Annotated in this window: 14 protein-coding genes; 3 read left to right on the top strand and 11 right to left on the bottom strand. The window is 54.8% G+C overall.

Translation table 11 applies throughout. The features are described 5' to 3' along the window. The first annotated feature begins 6 nt into the window (after positions 1–6). Both parC and TERTU_RS17530 read left to right on the top strand, forming a co-directional pair. Positions 7–2,253 carry a DNA topoisomerase IV subunit A gene (gene parC / locus TERTU_RS17535; protein ID WP_015817192.1) on the top strand — a complete coding sequence of 749 codons (2,247 nt, stop codon included), beginning with the start codon at positions 7–9 and terminating at the stop codon, positions 2,251–2,253. A gap of 141 nt (positions 2,254–2,394) precedes the next feature. Beyond that, positions 2,395–2,715 carry a PilZ domain-containing protein gene (locus TERTU_RS17530; protein ID WP_228378183.1) on the top strand — a complete coding sequence of 107 codons (321 nt, stop codon included), beginning with the start codon at positions 2,395–2,397 and terminating at the stop codon, positions 2,713–2,715. Positions 2,716–2,895: 180 nt separating this feature from the next. Here the strand turns inward: TERTU_RS17530 and TERTU_RS17525 are convergent, their stop codons facing one another. The 6 genes from TERTU_RS17525 to TERTU_RS17500 all read right to left on the bottom strand — a co-directional run bounded on the left by TERTU_RS17525 (position 2,896) and on the right by TERTU_RS17500 (position 9,107). Beyond that, on the bottom strand, positions 2,896–3,678 hold the full coding sequence (locus TERTU_RS17525) for a glucosaminidase domain-containing protein (RefSeq protein WP_015820475.1): 783 nt from the start codon (positions 3,676–3,678) through the stop codon (positions 2,896–2,898). 137 nt (positions 3,679–3,815) lie between these two features. Next, positions 3,816–4,424 carry a replication protein P gene (locus TERTU_RS17520; RefSeq protein WP_015818182.1) on the bottom strand — a complete coding sequence of 203 codons (609 nt, stop codon included), beginning with the start codon at positions 4,422–4,424 and terminating at the stop codon, positions 3,816–3,818. Further along, on the bottom strand, positions 4,387–5,721 hold the full coding sequence (locus TERTU_RS17515) for a DnaT-like ssDNA-binding domain-containing protein (RefSeq protein WP_015817395.1): 1,335 nt from the start codon (positions 5,719–5,721) through the stop codon (positions 4,387–4,389). The genes TERTU_RS17520 and TERTU_RS17515 overlap by 38 nt, the downstream gene beginning before the upstream one ends. 272 nt (positions 5,722–5,993) lie before the next feature. After that, positions 5,994–8,063, bottom strand: a complete 2,070-nt coding sequence (locus TERTU_RS17510; protein ID WP_015820359.1) for a vWA domain-containing protein — start codon at positions 8,061–8,063, stop codon at positions 5,994–5,996. Further along, the gene (locus TERTU_RS17505) at positions 8,060–8,605 is read right to left on the bottom strand and encodes an RNA polymerase sigma factor (RefSeq protein WP_015820840.1); all 546 of its coding nucleotides are present in this window, start codon (positions 8,603–8,605) and stop codon (positions 8,060–8,062) included. Before TERTU_RS17505 ends, TERTU_RS17510 begins: the two co-directional genes overlap by 4 nt. Before the next feature lie 13 nt (positions 8,606–8,618). Then, positions 8,619–9,107, bottom strand: coding sequence for a YchJ family protein (locus tag TERTU_RS17500; protein ID WP_018013930.1), 489 nt, complete (start codon positions 9,105–9,107; stop codon positions 8,619–8,621). Between the two features lie 134 nt (positions 9,108–9,241). Between TERTU_RS17500 and TERTU_RS17495 the strand changes: the two genes are divergently transcribed. Next, positions 9,242–9,745 (top strand): NADAR family protein, encoded by a 504-nt coding sequence (locus TERTU_RS17495; RefSeq protein WP_015817112.1) that lies wholly within the window; start codon positions 9,242–9,244, stop codon positions 9,743–9,745. Positions 9,746–9,803: 58 nt separating this feature from the next. Here the strand turns inward: TERTU_RS17495 and TERTU_RS17490 are convergent, their stop codons facing one another. The 5 genes from TERTU_RS17490 to TERTU_RS17470 all read right to left on the bottom strand — a co-directional run bounded on the left by TERTU_RS17490 (position 9,804) and on the right by TERTU_RS17470 (position 15,116). Further along, positions 9,804–11,663 carry an OPT family oligopeptide transporter gene (locus TERTU_RS17490; RefSeq protein WP_015818785.1) on the bottom strand — a complete coding sequence of 620 codons (1,860 nt, stop codon included), beginning with the start codon at positions 11,661–11,663 and terminating at the stop codon, positions 9,804–9,806. Positions 11,664–11,795: 132 nt separating this feature from the next. Further along, the gene (locus tag TERTU_RS17485) at positions 11,796–12,980 is read right to left on the bottom strand and encodes a hypothetical protein (protein ID WP_041590307.1); all 1,185 of its coding nucleotides are present in this window, start codon (positions 12,978–12,980) and stop codon (positions 11,796–11,798) included. 120 nt (positions 12,981–13,100) lie between these two features. Beyond that, positions 13,101–14,267, bottom strand: coding sequence for a DUF3570 domain-containing protein (locus tag TERTU_RS17480; protein ID WP_015817328.1), 1,167 nt, complete (start codon positions 14,265–14,267; stop codon positions 13,101–13,103). 97 nt (positions 14,268–14,364) lie between these two features. Beyond that, on the bottom strand, positions 14,365–14,601 hold the full coding sequence (locus TERTU_RS17475) for a DUF4266 domain-containing protein (RefSeq protein ID WP_015820016.1): 237 nt from the start codon (positions 14,599–14,601) through the stop codon (positions 14,365–14,367). Then, the gene (locus TERTU_RS17470) at positions 14,589–15,116 is read right to left on the bottom strand and encodes a TlpA disulfide reductase family protein (RefSeq protein WP_015818262.1); all 528 of its coding nucleotides are present in this window, start codon (positions 15,114–15,116) and stop codon (positions 14,589–14,591) included. Before TERTU_RS17470 ends, TERTU_RS17475 begins: the two co-directional genes overlap by 13 nt. Positions 15,117–15,118 lie beyond the last annotated feature (2 nt).

Genomic DNA, 15,118 nt, shown 5'->3' with positions numbered 1-15,118 from the left:
ATTTTCATGACAGAGTCCACGCTGGTTCCCTACGCCGACGAACAATTACCCCTTAAAGTCTTCACCGAGAAAGCCTACCTGGATTACTCCATGTATGTGATTCTCGACCGCGCGCTTCCGCATGTGGGCGACGGGCTAAAACCGGTGCAGCGGCGCATTGTATATGCGATGAGTGAACTGGGGCTCAAAGCCAGCGCCAAGTATAAAAAGTCTGCGCGCACCGTGGGCGACGTGATCGGTAAGTTCCACCCGCACGGTGATAGTGCCGCCTACGAGGCCATGGTGCTTATGGCCCAGCCATTTTCGTACCGCTATCCTTTGGTCGACGGGCAGGGCAACTGGGGTTCACAGGACGATCCCAAATCCTTCGCCGCGATGCGTTACACCGAGGCGCGGCTGTCGGCCTTTACCGAGGTGCTGCTGAGTGAATTGGCGCAAGGCACGGTGGAATGGCTGCCCAATTTCGACGGCACCCTGGATGAGCCCAAAGTGTTGCCCGCGCGCGTGCCGACAGTACTGCTCAACGGTACCACGGGTATTGCGGTGGGGATGGCGACCGACATTCCGCCCCACAATCTGCGAGAGGTGGTGGACGCGACTATCCACTTGCTGGAAAACCCGGACGCCGATAATGCGCAGTTGTGCGAATTTATTCCCGGCCCGGATATGCCGACGGATGCCGAAATCATTACCCCGAAAGCCGATTTGCAAAAGGTGTACGAGACCGGTCGCGGCAGCATGAAGATGCGCGCGGTGTGGCGTAAAGAAGAGGGCGATATCGTGATCACCGCGCTACCGCACCAGGTGAGTGGCGCCAAGATATTGGAGCAGATCGCCGCGCAAATGCAGGCTAAAAAACTGCCTATGGTTGCTGATTTGCGCGATGAGTCGGACCACGAGAACCCGATCCGGCTGGTGATCGTGCCGCGCTCCAATCGCATAGATCAGGAAGCGGTGATGAACCATCTGTTCGCCACCACCGACCTGGAGCGCAGTTACCGGATCAACCTCAACATGATTGGCATCGACGGCCGTCCGGGGGTGAAGTCGCTGCGCGAAATACTGCAGGACTGGCTCAGCTTCCGAATGGTCACTGTGCGCCGCCGTTTGCAGCATCGGCTCGATTGGGTAGAGCGCCGCCTGCATCTGCTCGACGGCCTGTTGATCGCCTTCTTAAATCTCGACGAAGTTATCCATATTATTCGCACCGAAGATCACCCCAAGCAGAAGCTGATGGAGCGCTTCGAGCTGAGTGAAGACCAGGCGAATTACATTCTCGATACCCGGCTGCGGCAATTGGCGCGCCTCGAGGAAATGAAAATCCGTGACGAGCAGCAAAAGCTGGAAAAAGAACGCGATGAGCTGCAAAAAATTCTCGATTCAGCCCGGCGTTTGAAAACCCTTATCAAAAAAGAACTGTTGGCGGTGGTCGACGAGTTCGGGGATGCTCGTCGGTCGCCAATGGTTGAGCGCAGTGAGGCACAGGCGTTCAGTGAAACCGAACTTATCTCCAGTGAGCCGGTAACGGTTGTATTGTCGGAGAAGGGCTGGATCCGCAGCGCTAAAGGGCACGATATCGATCCAAGTGCGCTCAGCTATAAAGCCGGGGACAGCTTCAGAGTGGCTGCACGCGGGAAAAGTAGTCAGGCGACATTGTTGCTCGACTCCACCGGGCGCAGCTACGCGCTGCCAACCCACACCCTGCCCTCTGCTCGGGGGCAGGGTGAGCCAGTGACTGGGCGGCTAAACCCGCCCAGTGGCGCGGTGTTTGAAGGGCTGTTAATGGGCGACGACACCCAAAAAGTGCTGTTGGCTTCCGATGCGGGCTACGGATTTATTGCCTCTCTGAGCGACCTTTACACCAAAAATCGCTCGGGTAAAGCGATGCTCAGCGTGCCCGCTGGCGGCCGGGTGCTCGCGCCACAACTGTTGGAAACGACAGACGCCAGTTGGCTGGCTGCCTTCTCCAATGAGGGGAGACTGCTGGCGTTCCCAGTGAGTGAATTGCCGGAGCTGGCTCGCGGTAAAGGTAATAAGATCATCAATATTCCTGCTGCACGGGTGCAAAGTCGCGAAGAGTTTGTGGTAGCACTCGTGGTGTTTAACGAGAAGAGCACCATCAAAGTGTTTTCCGGCAAACGTCACCTGGGTCTTAAATACAAAGACCTGGAGCATTACCTTGGTGAACGCGGTCGCCGTGGTAACAAGTTGCCGAGAGGGTTCCAAAAAGTGGATTCGGTAACGGTGGAGTAACCATCTGCCTGGTCCTTATTCCTGGGCTTAGGAGCAGGACTGTTTGAGGCGCCGTCTTTTTGTGAGACGCGCCTTTTAAATTTTTTGCAGGGAACCTGTTCTCAATTTGTATTAGATTGTTCTTGATCACTATCAATCCGAGTGACAGACTTATCATATCGCGCGAAAACCTTCGGCATTAATTCAACAAATCAGATCATTATGTCTCAGTTCCGCAAACACGGAAGAACCCCAGTGAAGTGCGCGGTGCGCTTGAAACACCGCGAAATTGGTGATGTGATTACCGAAACGCGCGACATCTCCGAGAGCGGAGTTTTTGTGAGTTGCAGGGAGTTAGTGCATTTTGTTGCTATTGGCGACGAGTTCGAAGCCAAACTCTATACTGAATGTGACCGGGTTTCCGAGACCCATTTGAAGGTGGTGCGCCTTACCGACGACGGCGTCGGTCTTGCCTTCGCCTGATTCCTTTGCCGCAACTTTCTGTGCGGCGAGCGTCCTTCCTATTCTACGTCTGTGAACTGTTTTTCTTGGGCTCGAGCGCTTTCGGGCGACCGGAAGTTACGTGTGAGCCGTGCGACTGCGGCGTTTTCCCCCAGCCACACGGTTCTTTTGCATGAGAGACCCGTTGCGAGGCTTTTTCCGTTACGGTTCCAGCTTATTTACCCGCATCATGGTACGCAGTTCCCCAACATACTCCGCGCCACGTTCCGAGTAACTTTGCAGCCCGGCGGCTAGCGCACTGCCCGTGATAGTTTCGTTCTGGGCGCGCATTTGCGCGCGCAGATCACGCAAATCGCTGTAGGCAGGATGTGAGTTTATGTTGTTGAAGTAAGCAGCGACAGATTCCTGTGCGGACTCGAACTTACGCACCTCGTGGATATCCCCCTCGGGCCGTTTTGCGGGGACAATGCCACAGCCTGCTGTAAAGCACCACTGGCCGAAGTAGTTGTTGCCTTCGCGCGCAAACCGTGACCGTCCCCAGGAGGACTCATTGGCGGCTTGTGCCAGCACTAAAGCCGGTGGAATGGTGTCGACACGGAGGAGCAGTTCAGATTCCACTGTGCTGGCATCTTCCGCGAGCGGCTCGTCTGGCTCCAGGACGTGGTATTTGCGCGCGAGGGCAGCCAGTTTTACACGCTGCTTACGGTTCAGCGAGTCATTCTCGGTGAGCGCCAGCAGTGCGGCGCGGTCACTTTCCAGCTTTTTGTTCTGAATGTTTATCATCGGGCGCAAATAGCTGAAGAAGGCTTTTTTGCGGGTGGGAATATCCTTGATTGCGGAAAAATCCGGTTTCTTGAGCAAAACCTGGGTTTCAGAGGGCGCTGTTTTGGTCTCTGTCGGGCTGGGGCGTTTAATGGCGTAAAGGGCGACGAGAATGGCGGCAAGATAAGCTACGATCAACCAGGCAATCAGTTTTTTCAGCATGGGGCGTCCTGTTTTTTGTTGTTGTCCAAATCACGCAGTTAGCGTGATTTTCATCACTTTCACTGATAAGTACGATGGGGGCGCGTCGCCAGATTTCCAGGCGCATTAATCCCCGGTGATGGGTTCTGCGCAGAGCGCTAAAGCTCAAGCGACTTGCGCAGATCCTGCATTTTGGTGCGGGCTGTGGCTTTGTCTACCGGCGTCGCAGATTTTTCCGGGAGTGCGGGTGCTTGCGGCAGCGCCAGATCCTGCCCTAGCCGCACCTGCTCACAAACGGCAGCGTAGTGTTGGCGAAAAACGGGAAACGCTACAGATTCTGCGTTGGTCTGTAAAAAGTACCAATCGCTGGCTTTGCCCGCGTGGTAGATGGCCGGGTGGCTCCAGTGATGTGCCGCCTTGGGGGAGGGCGCATTGCAGGCTTCGAGGTATGCGCTGTGAGCGTCTGGCAGGCCTTGCTGACTGGCGAGCTCGCAGGCTTTCACCATGGTTGCCAGGGTGGGCAGAAATTCGTTGTTTTCGATAACCGTGCGCGCCGCGCGCAGCAGTGTCTGGGTATCGAAGCGGCGCAGGGATTCCATCCACAATCGTTTCGCTGCGTTTACATCGGTTTCGTTGCTGAAGGCTTTGAAAAACTGGTTGTGATAATTGCGCCGAAACAGCGCAAATATCTGGTTGATGGCATCAATGCGCTGTTCCGTCGTGGCTTGCTCAGTAGGCCCAGCTGCGGTCGGAGAGTTCTTCTTCAAGGCTGATATCTCGCGTTGATCGTTGTTGAGGTGTGCCGTTGGTCGCGCTGGCCTGGCCGTGTTGGCGCGCCCATTCCCGCTTTGCGTGCTGCAGAAAGCGGGTGTTCCAGCTGGTGTGCAGCTGATTGCTGTCGCGCCAGTAGATTACAAATTCCGGTATCAACCCATGGGCAAAACGCAAGTCGATGTTCGCCAGGCGCAGCACATCGTACACGTCTTCGGAGGGTTGCCAGTCCACGGGAATCGGTTTGGGGTCCGTACTGTGCTCCAGCGCTGACTGAAACTTCTTCCACTGCAGCCTTACGTGCTGGACAAACTTCGCATTCCAGTTTTTATGGGCGTCGCCCACATCTTTCCAGTAGAACACAAATTCGGGTATCGCATCCTCGCAGAATTCACTGCGCACGCCAGAATGTACCGTGAGCATTTCCATAGCGTCCGGGCTGGGGCGCCAGTTGTCGTGCATCAGTGAGCCCTGATCCTGTTGGTTTTGGCGTTCACAGAAGCGGCGCCACTCGCGGGTGGCGTGGGCGATAAACTTGCTGTCCCAGTTTTCTGCGGCCTCTCCGCGCTCGCGCCAGAAAACCACAAACTCGGCGATTATGCCTTCAAGAAACTCGCGTTTGATACCTAAGTTGGTTTCCAGCGTTTCGATTGTTTCATCACTGGGGCGCCAGCTGGCGAGCATTTCATTGGCCTTCTGCTGGCGGTGAAGCTGGGCCTCGTACTGGCGCCACTGGCGAATCACATGCTGGAGAAATTTCGCCCCCCAGGAACGCTGGGCTTCGCCCCGTTCGCGCCAATAGGTAATAAACTCCGGCACCTGCTGGCGGGCGAAATTTTCCGGAATGTTGTGCTGCGCGAGCTGCGCCAGGGTGTGGTGATCCGGCTGCCACTGGGGGCCAATATGTTGCAGGCCCGGCTGTGGTCGCGGTTGTACCTGGGGCTGGCTGCGCGTTGGGGAGTGACCTGTGTGATGTTGGCTGGCCAGTCGTTCGTTAAACGCAAAGCGGAATTCGCCGTGTTCGCCAAAGCGCGCAGAACCGACCAGTAGCACGCCTTTGCCGTGCAGGCTATTGCACACGCGCACCAGATCCTGATCCTGCCAGAAGGGCACTGCAGCGCGTAGGCGGTCTGCGTTGATAGTCGCCCATTCAAAACCGTTGCTTTGCGCGGTCTGGGCCTGGCTTGCCAGGTCGGTGAGTACTGACAGTAACACTGACTCTTCGAGGCCGAGCGTGGCCGCGAGGCCGGGATAAACGAGAATGGGTTTTTCGGGGATTAGCGATGATTTCATGGTAACTCTCAATGGGAGGCTACTCTATCATTTGCCGCCAACATGTTCAGCGGTTCTTCGTTAATTTGTCCGCTTTTGATGGCGCTGGTTCCAGTGTAGTTGAGCGTGGCTTTGTCGTTTTGAGCGGCTAGTTGTGATCAGGGCTTAGGGGCTGGGCGTTAGGGGTTGGCCGTTAGGAACCGAGCGCGGTTTAATTGCGAGTGTCTTTCGCAACGGTGGTATGTAAAACAATCAACCACCGTTGCGATGCGAACGGCAATGCGGCCTGCCGCTTACATGGGTTTTGCGATCTTGGCCTTGCGGACTAACTGGACAAACTCGGTGCGATAACCGTAGGGGTCGTCACCTTTGTTTGCTTGCGCCAGTTTAAGTGCGTCATCCAGCGACCAATTGCCCAGGTAGCGCGGGTCTTTCAGCCATTGCGCAAATCCGGCAACCGCCGCGCCAAATTGCGCCTCGCGCAGCTGCGTTTGCGTTGTATCCATGGCAACCGGAATGGGTGCGCTGATCAATTGCGATTCGCTGCCGCCCGGTTGCTTGTAACGGATTTTCAGGAAGCCGTATTCGCTGGCCTTGTCAGTGTCGGTGGCTATTTTGGCTGCGGCGTACCTTTGGCTGTCAATGAGAGCTGCCTTGGAACCTGCCGGGGTGATCTCGTAGATGGCAGTAACCGTGTGCCCAGCACCGATTTCGCCTGCATCCACGGCATCGTTGTTAAAGTCCTCCCGCTTGAGTGCACGGGTTTCGTAGCCGAGCAGGCGATACTCTGCGACCGTAGCGGGGTTGAACTCCACCTGGATTTTTACGTCCTTCGCGACCGTAAACAGGGTGCCTGAGGCCTGCTCTACCAGCACCTTCTGGGCCTCGCTCAAGGTATCGATATAGGCGGCGACGCCATTGCCGTTTTGCGCCAGTTGCTGCATGAGTGCATCGTTATAATTGCCGCTACCAAAGCCCAGAATAGACAATTCTATGCCGTTGGCGCGTTTGCGTTCCACATAGCCTTTGAGTTGTTCTGGGTCGGCGATGCCGACGTTAAAGTCGCCGTCGGTGGCGAGAATAATGCGGTTAACCGCGTCCCTCTGGTAATTCGCTTCCGCCAGTTGATATGCGAGCTCAATACCTTGCGCGCCTGCGGTCGAGCCGCCAGCATTGAGGCGGTCGAGCGCTGCGAGAATTTTTTGTTGTTCGGCAACTGGCGTCGGCTCCAATACCGTGCCCGCGGCACCGGCATACACCACAATGCTCACAGTGTCGGTAGGTTGTAGTCCGCTCAACAGTAATTCCATGGATTGTTTGACCAGCGGAAGTTTGTCCGGGCTGCCCATCGAGCCGGATACATCCAGCAGAAATACCAGGTTCGCCTTTGGTGGATGCGCCAGCGGCAGCGCTTTAATGCCGATGTGGACCAGCCGCTTTGCTTGGTTCCAGGGGGCGGGTATTACCGTGATTGTGGGTTTAAAGGGGGCAGTTGCCGCGCTCGGCAACGGGTAGTCATACGGAAAGTAATTGACCATCTCTTCCAGTCGGACGGCCGCTTTCTGCGGCAGCTGACCGCGGTTAAGCTGACGTCGCACGAAGCTGTACGAGGCGGTATCCACGTCGATAGAAAAGGTCGACACGGGCTCTTCGCGGGTGACTTTTATTGGGTTGGTTGCCACTGTGTCAAAATGATCGCGGTCCGCGGTCTCCAACTGGTGCGGCGGCTCAAGGTCCGGCTTACGTGGCATAAAACTGCTGGCTTCACGTTTCATCAGAACTTCCCGCTTCGCCTCGCTGCTGGCTGCGGGGCTGGCAAACCGTTGCAAATTGCGGGCGGCCTCGTGGCTGGGGAGGGCGCCTATATCCTTTGCGCTAATGGCATCGTACTCCTGAAGCGCGTGGCGTTGCGTTTCTGGTTCTGGCTGCAGACTTTCACGCATCCCTGTGACTTTTACTTCCTCAACCACCTCTTTGCCGCTGACATGATTGCTGCCAGCTGCCGCCGGTGTTCGCGCTGGCGGCTTGTCCACCGGCGGCGGGGCTGTAAGGTCCGGGTTGTGCAGCGAAAGCATCACAGCGAATACTGCGACGCAGCCAGTTGCAACACTGCCCAGCAGCCATTTTTGTTGTGCGAATTTCATGTCTCTGCTCCTGTCATCGTGGTGAGAACGGGAGGTGAGACGCAGCCAGTGGAAAATTCCTTGGCTTTTTTTCTGATTTTTTTCCCTGCTGGCCGGGTCTGCTGCGTGTACGCGCTTAAATTCGTTCAGCGCAGCGGCAATGGTGGCGCGTTTGGCCGTGGGGTCGATGGGGGTGTTGGCTTGCGCGGCGAGGCGCTGTTTTAATTCGTCTTCGTTCATGACTTTGCCTCCTCCTGATGGGCCAGAAGGCTGAGTTTTTGGCGGATTTGATGAATCCGCCAGGAAATGGTGCTCTCTTTAACGTGCAGCACGTCGGCCGCCTCGCTGTGGGTCATACCTTCGCTGAAGACCAACAGCAAGGTGGCTTTGAAGCCTTCGCCCCAACCTTCAATACGCTGCAAAAGCTGCTGTAGAAATATGCCGGATTCCGGTGATTCTCGGTGCACGGGTTCCGGCAGGTCGCTGGTGTCCTGGTGTTGGTGCCGCTGTTCGCGCCTTTGCCAGTCGATTGCGCAGCTCACCACGATTCGGTACAGCCAGGTGGTAAATGCGCAATCGAAGCGAAATTGGTCAAGGCTGTGCGCCAGCTTTATGCAGGCCTGCTGGGTTATGTCTTCGGCATCTGTCGGGTTGCCACTCCAGGTACAGGCGAAGCGGTAGAGTCTGCCGTAGTGTGTTTGCAACAGATACTCAAAAGCCGCAGCATCGCCCGCCTGGGCGGCCCGAATACGCGCGTCTTCCTGAGAGTTTTCCCGTTTCATCAATGCTTAGACGTTACACAATCGCCATTCCTTGGTGACATTTTTTATATTTTTTACCGCTGCCACACCAGCAGGGGTCGTTGCGCCCGAGTTTAATGTCGGGCAAAAACTCGCCGTGGGTGTAATACCAGCGGTCACCCTCGCGCACGAATTCCGATTTCTCGTGCAATTGCTCGACGTGAGGGCGGCTGTGCGCCTGCACATAGGCGACAAATTCAACGCTGCCGATATCGCCAGCAGGCGCGGGGGCATCGAGGATGGAGAGCGCCAGCCAGCGGTGGTCTTCTTTCGCATTCTCAATTTTTTGTCTCGCCTCCGGTTCGCGAAATGCGGGATGGCGGGTGTCGATCAGGTAGTCGACTAAGTTCATGCAGAACGCCACGTAGCGGGAACGCATCAGTTGCTCGGGGGTTTCGGGAAAGAGAGTTTGGTCGTGGAAACGGCCGCAGCAGTCGCGGTAGGAAAGCTGGCTGCCACAGAGGCAGGGCGGGTTGTCGTGCATGGAATTCGCTCGTGGGAAAAACAATTGGTGTAGTTGGTGTAATTGGTGTAATTGGTATAGCAATAACACAGTGGTTTGGCGCCGGTTCACCAACCGGTTTACACTGGCCACTGTTTTTGGTTTGAGTAGCCTTCATGTTCGCACACGATTTAACGAAAGAAAACGCTGTTCGCTTTTCGCGTTTTGACCCGGAGAGCCTGTTCTCCACCGTATCCGCTCACCCGCTTGAACTGGAAGCCGAAGTCTGGCCCAGCGCGGAACATTATTTTCAGGCGCAGCTCGCCGGAAGTGATAGCTGGCGGGAGAAAATTAAAGCGGCGCCAACCCCGGCGCAAGCGTACAAATTGGGCTGCGTTTGGTACAAGCGCAAGGTTCGCGGCTGGAAGAATCTACGCAGGGTTATGATGACTCGCGCGCTCTACACCAAAGTACAAATGTATCCGGCAGTGAGAGACGCTCTTCTCTCTACCGGCGACGAGACGATTCTGGAGACCTCCCTCTACGACCACTACTGGGGTATTGGTCGCGACCAACGGGGCGATAACATGCTGGGCAAGGTATGGATGGATATTCGTCGCAAATTACGTGAAACAGAAGGTGAGCCGGAAAGACAGGCGGGCGTACAGGACGCCAGATAAGCAATGAAAGTTGAAAAAGAACCGGGCCTAACGCCCGGTTCTCGATCGCTGGGATGTACTAGCCGTTAATTGATTTGTCGGCTGTTTTCCACAGGTACAAACACACACCTGCGAAGGCGGCGAGGCTGAGCATTTCGACGATCAGTTTGCTGATGCCTTCGATGCCGATGCCGATATTGAGGTACAGGAAGATCGCCACGATCACACCCATGATCGCTTCACCGGCGATGAGTCCCGAGCTGACCAGTACACCAGCGTCTTCAGACTCTGCGCGTCCGGCGTGTTTTTTATCCAGCGCGTAACGCATTAATCCGCCGATAAACATCGGCACCGCCAGGGTCACCGGCAAGTAGATACCCACCGCCAGGGGCATAAGGTGCAGGCGAAAGCGGGTGCCTTTTTTCTTCAGGTAACCATCGGCGAACAGAATTATCACGCCTAACACCGCGCCCATAGCCACCATATGGTAGGGTAGCTCGCCCTGACCGAAGAGCGCTTTGGTGATGGATGCGAACAGGGTTGCCTGCGGTGCTTTGAGGCCATCGCCGATGCCGTAAGCGGTGTGCAGCAGGGTCAATACCGGTGCTATGACCAACGCCGGAATAGCGACGCCGATGATTTGCGCAATCTGCTGGCTGCGCGGTGTAGCACCTATCAAATGGCCGGTTTTTAAATCCTGAGAGCAATCGCCAGCGGTACAGGCCGCGCAACACACGACGGCGGCCACACCCAGAGTTGCAAGAATTGCGTTATTGCCTTCCATGCCGATCACCAGAAAAAACACCGCGGTAGTAAGCAGCGCGGAGATCGTCATACCGGAAACCGGGTTGTTGGAGGTGCCGACCAAACCCACCACATAGCTGGATACAGCGACGAACAGGAAGGATGCGATAAACATGATAATAGCGGTTGCGATACCGAGGCCGGTAGAACCGACAAATTGCCGGTAAATCGCGCCCATTGTGAGCAGGGCGAGTAGCAGTATCACGCCCATGCTCCACAGCGGAATATCGCGCTCCTTACGTGATATTTCATCGTTGCCGTCGGTTGTTGTTACCAGAGCGCCTAGCCCTTTCACTCCCGCGACAATGCCTCGTCTAACGCTGATAATTGACCATACACCGCCAACAATCATTGCCCCAACACCGACGAAACGAATTTGTGTCGACCAGAGTGTCCAGGCAATATCCAGTGCGCTCGCATCTTCCATGCCCGCGGGGGTGCTTAACAGCGGAATACCAATAAACCAACCAATAGTGCCACCGATAAATACCAGTGCCGCCACTTCGAGACGCACGATATAGCCGATAGCCAGCAGCGCGGGCGATGCATCCAGGCCCATAAAAATGGTGCTGCTGCCAACTTTGAAGGCGGCTTCCACACTGCCGGTTAACACCTTCAGACCAGCACTGCAAAATTTGAACAGCGCACCCAGCCCTAAGCCTTTAAGAATTATCGACAAGCCTTTGGTGCCTTCGCCGCCAGCACTGTTAAGTACGGTGGCACAGGCTACGCCTTCTGGATACGTCAGTTCTTTGTGTTCGACAATAAGTGCGCGGCGCAGGGGAATCATAAACACCACGCCGAGCAGTCCACCGGCGACAGCGATAGTCGTGGTTGCCCAGAAATCGAAGCCTTGCCATGCGCCGATGAGTACCAGTGCGGGAAGAGTAAAAATAACACCAGCGGCGAGTGATTCACCGGCACTGGCCATGGTTTGCACGATGTTGGCTTCGAAGATATTGCGGGTGCGAAGTACACCGACCAGCACGCCCATGGCAATTACGGCTGCGGGGATAGAGGCAGACACAGTCATACCGGCATATAGCCCGAGGTATACGTTAGCAGCAGTCATCACCACGCCGATGATCACGCCCAAGCCGATCGATAGCGGTGTTAATTCTTTTATGGTTTTCATGTATTGGCCCTGAATTATTTCAAGGCACCAACTTTAGCGGGATGGAGAGGAAAAACAAGAGGCGCGGTTGTGCCCCTGCGGTACAGGGGCGGATTTATCAGACTATTCTGCGGTGAGCAGACAACCGAGCACCTATGGCTGAGTCATTAGGAACAGGTTAGTGTGTTGACCGTTGTCGTCCTCACCGGGTGGCAGACCTGCACAGGCCATAAAATATATGCCGCTGCCATTGTAGTCATTGTTGAAGGTGCAGAAGGTTGCACCTGCAGTGTTACTGTCGGGAAGCGTCAGATCGCCTGCAATCATGCCGTTGCCTGGATCGTTCAATTTAGATTCCAGCAACGCGAGCGTGTAGGTATTGTCATTGTCGAGGCTGCCGTTTTCCACGTCCGTCATCTGGTTAAATTCGCAGGTGCCATCGGTACATTCTGCTTTTACCGGAAAATAAGCGCCATCGTTACTGTTGGTGAAGTAGCCGATATAAGTGCCGTTGGTATCGCTTAGCGCGGCCAGTTTTTTTCGTTCCAAGCCAATGGCGAATTGCGAGTTGGTGGTAGTGCCAGCCGTTATGGCATCCGCACTTTCGCCGATTTCGAGCAATGCTGTTTTCGCATTGGTTAAAAAATAACGGTGATTGGTGTTTACCGCCCGCCCCTCTTCGCAAGTGCTCTCGGATAAAGAGAGAGCGTCACCGGCCTGTTCACCGTCGATATCATAGCTGGTGATATCGGTATTGCTGGATGTATTTTTCCAGCCAAAGGTTCCGTAATAGGCCAGCTTGCCTTCATTATCGGCGTCTACGTCAAAATTATCGGCCTGCTGGAACAGCACCCAGTTATTGTTGATATCCGATGTGCTGCAGTGGTCGGCATTAATCAGGGGAACAATCTGGTTGTTGGAGTTTTTTAAAGGGGCAACGATCGTCAGTGAATTTTTGAGTTTTATAAACGTGATTTCATCATTCACGCTTACATCCGAGCCGGTACTCACACTGGTTACGGTAAGCTGGCCAAAACCTGACGACAGTATTTCGAAATCGCCGCTGGCAGAGAGGGTGGTGGTATCGCCGGCTTTGACGCTGCTCACCAGATTAAATGTACCGCTGTCTTCGTTGTTTTCCTGTTCGGTAAATTCAAGGCGGCGGTAAGGGCCTAAACCAAAAAAGTTTGTCGCCAGTTCGGTTGGGTCTGTTGGGGTTTCTGTTTCGTCTTCCGTTTCGGTTTCGTCCCAGCCAGCTTTGCATCCAGCAAGCCCCAACATTAACGTTGCAGCAGTAATTATAAGCGCGGGTTTTGTGCTAAACACTTTCACAATCATTCCTTATTTCGCGTGCGCTTTCAGCGAATAAAACGCAAAACGCACGCGGATTTTTAGCTAAAATTAAACGGACGACTGCTACTAAAGTGGGTTTTTATCGGAAAAAAGCCGCGTTCTACCTCAGTACCACGCCGATAAAAAGAAGCGTACCACATTCGCGTTAAAACTGTATAAGGGCTCATTGCCGGTGCCGAAGGTCTCGGTGTTATCTGGTTTATTATCGCGATAATTTTCGTAGTCGAATGCGATGCTGTCCCAATATAAATTCACTGTTGTTTTATCAAAAAACGACAACCATCCGGCTTTGAATTCGTAACTGGCCCCCAGGCCAAAGGCGGTATTACTAAAGATGGCAAGCTCTTTATCGCGGCCGCGAAAATCAAGTCGGTCGGGGTCGCCGTATGGAAAAAGGTCGGAGTAAAAATCGGCACCTTTCGATTGATCGTACATGCGGTACTTGGCTTCAAAAATCCAATTATCTTTGTAGGGGTGAACGTAGCGCAGTTCATAGTTGGTGGATTTTACCCCCCAGCTGTCCTGGAATATTCGCGCTTCGGCACGCACCGAGGCGCGGTAGGGCAAATACACCATACTGCGGATCGCGAAGGAGTCGCTGTTGCGCGTGGTGGGATATCTTTCTGGTTGGAATAATTGTTGCGCCCCGTCGGGGCCGAGATAGCGGGCGCCACGGTAGGGGTTATCCAGGCGGCCTTCATCGATAACGGTTTCCGAGTTCAGCGCGACTATCCAGTTTTTGGTCAGGACTTGTGTCCAGCCGATACTGAAACGCTGGTGTTGCGCTGGCTCTTGCACATCAGGGCTGCCATTTTGGCGAACCGTATCATTGCCCTGGGAATAGCCCAGCGAAATCGTCGACAGATCACCGAAAAAATCCTGACTCAGGCCAAAACCAAAGGTTTCCGCCTCGTAGTCGCTTTCGCTGCTGTTGGTGTAGCTCAAGCTCATAATGGTGCGGTCGCGCAGGTAGTCGAAGCCGGTACTGGTTTCGGTGCGCTCCTCGGTGTAGGCGCTGCCCTGGGTTATCACATCCAGCGATGCACTGGAGACAAAATCCACATAATAATTTGCCCACACAGACACTTTTTCGGCCACTCCTTTGCGCACCAGTACCGAAGGGCCGTCGATAGTGACCCCACCTCCCTCAAAGCGGTGGTAGAGAACATCGGTACGGTCTTCGGGTAACACCGCCGCGAACAGGGATGCACTCCAACAGGCGAGTATAAACACGAGGGCGGAAGGTAATGGGTGGGCAGTCAATTTATTCATGGCAATATTGTCGGCCAGTTACCTGCAGGCGTTTTAGTACGGCAGGTTTGGCAAGGCGAGTTAGCGAGTCTGGTACATTTTTTTTAGCGTGTTGGGGCTAGTTACAGCCGCAACCGCCACCGGCACTTCCTTCGGCACCACGGGCAGATTCGCGGGCTTCGTATACGTGATTCATATATTTTGTTGATGCCGGGTGCCCCTCAAACGCCATAATCGGATCGGCCAGATTTTCACGTTCGTAAGGTTTTACCCAGGGTTGAATCGCAGAGCAGGCGCTGAGCCCGCTCAATGCGATCACCAGGGCGAGTCTGAGTGCCGTGTTTACATACTGCATGAACGGATCAACTCTTTAACACGTTTTTTGTATTCTTTTTCGTCGCCAGGTTTGTAGCCCTTGTGGATGTAACTAACCTTGCCGTCGCAGTCAATCAGCACGGAGCTGGGCATGGCGTCCACTTTATAAGCTTCGCTGACTTTGCTGGTGGTGTCGTATAAAACAGGAAAACTAACCGGCAATTCCTTCAGCAGAGCATCCGCTTCTTTGGGGTCCGCTTCCACGTTAACGCCGAGCAGAGTGAAACCCGCCGGCGAATATTTTTTGTAGAGAGCGTCTAACAGTGGCATTTCCTGGCGGCAGGGGCCGCACCATGAGGCCCAGAAGTTCAGCATGACCACCTGACCGCGCAGGTCACTAAGGCGAACATTTTTGCCGTTATTGGCTTTTAGCGTGAAATCTTTGGCGGCGCCGCCTGCGGATTTGGCCAGCGCATTGCCACTTAAGCCAATACAACAGGTTGCGGCAGCGAATGTTAGGGCGATGGTGGCCAGCCAGTTGCGGTTGCGTATCATAT

It is taken from the genome of Teredinibacter turnerae T7901 (genome assembly GCF_000023025.1).
Taxonomy (GTDB): Bacteria; Pseudomonadota; Gammaproteobacteria; order Pseudomonadales; family Cellvibrionaceae; genus Teredinibacter; species Teredinibacter turnerae_B.
The sequence above is the reverse complement of the archived record's forward strand: the minus strand, read 5'-3'. Positions and strand labels throughout refer to the sequence as shown.

Bases quoted from the DNA above. Each gene is read 5' to 3' on its own strand.
- parC (WP_015817192.1), top strand. From the start codon at position 7: ATGACAGAGTCCACGCTGGTTCCCTACGCCGACGAACAATTACCCCTT.
- TERTU_RS17525 (WP_015820475.1), bottom strand. From the start codon at position 3,678: ATGCTGAAAAAACTGATTGCCTGGTTGATCGTAGCTTATCTTGCCGCC.
- TERTU_RS17515 (WP_015817395.1), bottom strand. From the start codon at position 5,721: ATGAAATCATCGCTAATCCCCGAAAAACCCATTCTCGTTTATCCCGGC.
- TERTU_RS17510 (WP_015820359.1), bottom strand. From the start codon at position 8,063: ATGAACGAAGACGAATTAAAACAGCGCCTCGCCGCGCAAGCCAACACC.
- TERTU_RS17505 (WP_015820840.1), bottom strand. From the start codon at position 8,605: ATGAAACGGGAAAACTCTCAGGAAGACGCGCGTATTCGGGCCGCCCAG.
- TERTU_RS17500 (WP_018013930.1), bottom strand. From the start codon at position 9,107: ATGCACGACAACCCGCCCTGCCTCTGTGGCAGCCAGCTTTCCTACCGC.
- TERTU_RS17495 (WP_015817112.1), top strand. From the start codon at position 9,242: ATGTTCGCACACGATTTAACGAAAGAAAACGCTGTTCGCTTTTCGCGT.
- TERTU_RS17490 (WP_015818785.1), bottom strand. From the start codon at position 11,663: ATGAAAACCATAAAAGAATTAACACCGCTATCGATCGGCTTGGGCGTG.
- TERTU_RS17485 (WP_041590307.1), bottom strand. From the start codon at position 12,980: ATGATTGTGAAAGTGTTTAGCACAAAACCCGCGCTTATAATTACTGCT.
- TERTU_RS17480 (WP_015817328.1), bottom strand. From the start codon at position 14,267: ATGAATAAATTGACTGCCCACCCATTACCTTCCGCCCTCGTGTTTATA.
- TERTU_RS17475 (WP_015820016.1), bottom strand. From the start codon at position 14,601: ATGCAGTATGTAAACACGGCACTCAGACTCGCCCTGGTGATCGCATTG.
- TERTU_RS17470 (WP_015818262.1), bottom strand. From the start codon at position 15,116: ATGATACGCAACCGCAACTGGCTGGCCACCATCGCCCTAACATTCGCT.